Genomic DNA, 4,162 nt, shown 5'->3' with positions numbered 1-4,162 from the left:
GCGCCGACCGGGGCGGTGGAGGCCACGCTCCACACGGTGTGCGAGACGCCGGGTGCCGCGGCCGCGGCCGGGCGCACCGGACCGGCGAGCAGCGAGGCGGTGAGCAGGAACACCGCGATCAGCATCCGATGGGTCACTCCGGCATCATGCCGAAAATTTCTGAGAGTCGCCTGAGTACCCGCTGCGAGATCACCAAAGCAACGCTTTCACATCACCCGCCCCAACCCCTTCACACTGCCGTCACAAAGGCCTCTCACATCGACCGCATGACCGGTAAACAGTGTGTTTCACCCTTGCGTTCAGGGCAGGGATCGGACAATCTGGCCGGGCGCCAATGACCCCAATGGGGCACAAACGTAAAGGAGTTGGATGGGGCATAGGGGCTGTAGGGGGAATCGGGAACCCCGTACACGAACAGATGTCCAGGTGCGCACGAGGCAACCGGAAGACGCTCTTCACACGTCTGTACGGACGGCGGCCAGCCACCTGTGATTGCGCCCGGGAAGGTCGAGGGGGACCGGCCCGGGTGGAAGTGACCGACCAGACACGCAGCCAGCATGCGTGCGGGGGGATGACTCATGACGTCGACGCCTTACGGCGCCCGACGGGGCGAAGACCCGTCCCGGACAACCCAGTTGCGAGTACCGCAGGTGCCCCAGCAGCCACGGCCGGGGGGAACCCGGCACCGGCCAGCGAAAGCCCTGCCGCGTTACGACTACGAGCACTACAGCCGGCTCGCGGGCCCGCTGACCCAGCCCGACCCGACGAAGCCGTACCGGGTGCAGTACCGCAGCCTGCTCTCGCAGGAACCGCACCGCTTCCGCGCGGCCCTGCTGCTCGGCGCGGCCCCGCTGCTCTCGCTGGGCCTGCTCGCCTGGCTGATGCAGCCCGGCCACTGGACCCAGCGCGACTACGCGTCGGACGCGCTCAAGGCCCTCGACGTCGTCATGCTCGTCTCGATCGGCCTGATCGAGTTCTTCCGCTGTATGAACGTGCTCTCCAACGCGCACGCCACGCTCGTGGCGAGAGATCCCGTCCCCGTGGTGCCCGAGACCGGCACCAAGGTCGCCTTCCTCACCTCCTTCGTGCCCGGCAAGGAGCCGCTCGAGATGGTGACGAAGACCCTGGAGGCCGCGGTGAAGATCCGTCACCGCGGGCTTCTGCACGTCTGGCTCCTCGACGAGGGCGACGACCCCGCGGTGAAGGAGGTCTGCGCGCGGCTCGGGGTGCACCACTTCAGCCGCAAGGGGGTAGACCGGTGGAACCGGCCCAAGGGCCCCCACCGCGCGAAGACCAAGCACGGCAACTACAACGCGTGGCTGGAGGCGCACGGCGGCGACTACGACTTCTTCGCCTCCGTCGACACCGACCACGTACCGCTCCCCAACTACCTGGAACGGATGCTCGGTTACTTCCGCGACCCGGACATCGCCTTCGTCATCGGCCCGCAGGTGTACGGGAACTACGACTCCTTCGTGACGAAGGCGGCGGAGTCCCAGCAGTTCCTCTTCCACGCGCTGATCCAGCGCGCGGGCAACGCGTACGGCGCCCCGATGTTCGTCGGGACATCAAATGCCGTGCGCATCAAGGCGATCAAGGGCATCGGCGGCCTCTACGACTCGATCACCGAGGACATGGCCACCGGCTTCGAACTGCACCGCGCCAAGAACCCCGAGTCGGGCCGCAGGTGGCGCTCGGTCTACACCCCCGACGTGCTGGCCGTCGGCGAGGGGCCCACCGCCTGGACGGACTTCTTCACCCAGCAGCTGCGCTGGTCGCGCGGGACGTACGAGACGATCCTCAAGCAGTTCTGGAAGGCGCCCTTCACGCTGCCGCCCGGCAAGTTCTTCAACTACACGATGATGATCATCTTCTACCCGATGTCCGCCATGAACTGGATCCTGGCGGCGCTCAGTTGCACCCTTTTCCTGGGCATGGGCGCATCGGGCGTACAGATCGACCCGTCGGTGTGGATGATGCTGTACGGCAACGCCTCGGCCCTCCAGATCGGCCTCTACATCTGGAACCGCCGCCACAACGTCTCGCCGCACGAGCCCGAGGGCTCAGGCGGGCTGGCCGGCATGGTGATGTCCGCACTCTCCGCGCCGGTCTACGCCCGCTCGCTCTTCGACGCCGCGCTCCGGCGCAAGAGCAACTTCGTGGTGACCCCCAAGGGCGATTCGTCGAGCCCGGACACCCTCTTCGGCACGTTCCGCATCCACCTCTTCTTCATGCTGGTCTTCGGCGGATCCCTCGCCGCGTCCTTCGTCTTCGGCCACAGTCATCCGGCGATGCTCACCTGGGCCTCGCTCGCCCTGCTGCTGACCGCTTCGCCGATCCTCATCTGGCGCTGGACCATGCGCCAGGACAAGAAGAAGGCGAAGGCACAGGAGCCGCAGCCGCCGCAGCAGGGACCTCCGCCGCCACCGGCGCCCCACCCGCCGCAGCAGAAACCCGACTGGGCGCCCGGTGACCAGACCATGCAGATCGCCCTTGGGGGACGCAACAAATGAATTTCCGTCCAAGCCGCCGCACCCGCCGACTGGCGATCACGACGGCGGTGGTCCTCGCGCTGGCGGGAGCGAACGGGCCCTGGCTGTACCGGGTCGGATCGGACAAGTACCACGATTACAAGATCAACAAGGCGGAGTACAAAGCGGCGAACGGGCACTGGGCGACCCTGCGCATCCCGTCCGAGTACAAGATCAACACGATCCATGCCGCACTGCTCCACACCGGCAAGATCCTGCTCGTCGCGGGCTCCGGCAACAACCAGAAGAACTTCGACGCCAAGAGCTTCCGCTCGGTCCTCTACGACCCGGCGAAGGACACCTACCGGAACATACCGACGCCGAAGGACCTGTTCTGCTCGGGCCACACCCAACTGCCCAACGGGGACCTGCTGATCGCGGGCGGCACGAAGCGCTACGAGAAGCTCAAGGGTGACGTCACCAAGGCCGGCGGCCTGATGATCGTGCACAACGAGGACCCGGACAAGCCGATCACGCTCCCCGCCGGCACGCGCTTCACGGGCAAGGAGAACGGCAGGGTGTTCGTCTCCAAGGACCCCGTCCTGGTCCCCAGGGCCACCAAGGTCTTCGACAAGAGCACCGGCAGGTTCCTGCGCAACGACCCGGGGCTGGGCCGGATCTACGTCGAGGCCCCGCTCGCCGGGCAGCAGCACGAGACCGGCACGCAGGACAACTACCGGATCTCCGGCCTCAAGGGGACGGACGTACGGAACGTATACGGGATGGCGCAGAAGCTCGCCCTCGACAAGAAGGACTTCCAGGGCATCCGTGAGGCGTACGAGTTCGACGCGAAGGCGGAGCGGTACATCACCGTCGACCCGATGAACGAGGCCCGCTGGTACCCGACGCTCACCACACTTTCGGACGGGAAGATCCTCGCCCTCTCCGGACTGGACGAGATCGGCCAGCTGGTCCCCGGCAAGAACGAGGTCTACGACCCGGCGACCAGGAAGTGGACGTACACGAAGGGGGTGCGCCAGTTCCCCACGTACCCGTCGGTCTTCCTCCTCCAGAACGGCAAGCTCTTCTACTCGGGCGCGAACGCGGGGTACGGGCCCGACAACGTGGGCCGCGACCCGGGCGTCTGGGACGTCGACACGAACAGCTTCGTCAAGGTGCCGGGGCTCGGCGACGCATCCGACATGGAGACGGCGGGCACGGTACGGCTGCCGCCGTCCCAGAGCCAGAAGTTCATGGTGCTCGGCGGGGGCGGTGTGGGCGAGTCGGCGAAGTCCTCCGACAAGACGCGCATCATCGACCTGTCGGTCCCCAACCCGGCCTTCAAGGACGGCCCCTCACTGTCCGAGGGCACGCGCTACCCCGAGTCCTCGATCCTGCCCGACGACTCGGTGCTGATCACCGGCGGCTCGAAGGACTACCGGGGCCGGGGCGGCTCCAACATCCTCCAGGCGCGGCTGTACGACAGCGAGAGCGGCACGATGCGCCGGGTGGCCGACCCGACGGTGGGCCGCAACTACCACTCGGGCTCGATCCTGCTCCCGGACGGCCGGGTGCTGACGTTCGGCGGCGACTCGCTCTACTCCGACAAGGACAACACCAAGCCGGGCGTCTTCGAGCAGCGCATCGAGATCTACACGCCGCCGTATCTCTACCGCGGGGGGCGGCCGGAG

General features: G+C 67.1%; 2 protein-coding genes. Both read left to right on the top strand.

The genetic code is table 11. The features are described from left to right. The first annotated feature begins 578 nt into the window (after positions 1-578). The gene (locus tag J0695_RS27015; RefSeq protein ID WP_206966207.1) at positions 579-2,513 is read left to right on the top strand and encodes a glycosyltransferase family 2 protein; all 1,935 of its coding nucleotides are present in this window, start codon (positions 579-581) and stop codon (positions 2,511-2,513) included. Continuing rightward, on the top strand, positions 2,510-4,162 hold a 1,653-nt coding region (gene glxA, locus J0695_RS27010; RefSeq protein WP_206966205.1), incomplete at its 3' end, for a radical copper oxidase GlxA. The genes J0695_RS27015 and glxA, both read left to right, overlap by 4 nt.

Source organism: Streptomyces beijiangensis, assembly GCF_017315755.1.
Classification (GTDB): Bacteria; Actinomycetota; Actinomycetes; order Streptomycetales; family Streptomycetaceae; genus Streptomyces; species Streptomyces beijiangensis.
The sequence above is the reverse complement of the archived record's forward strand: the minus strand, read 5'-3'. Positions and strand labels throughout refer to the sequence as shown.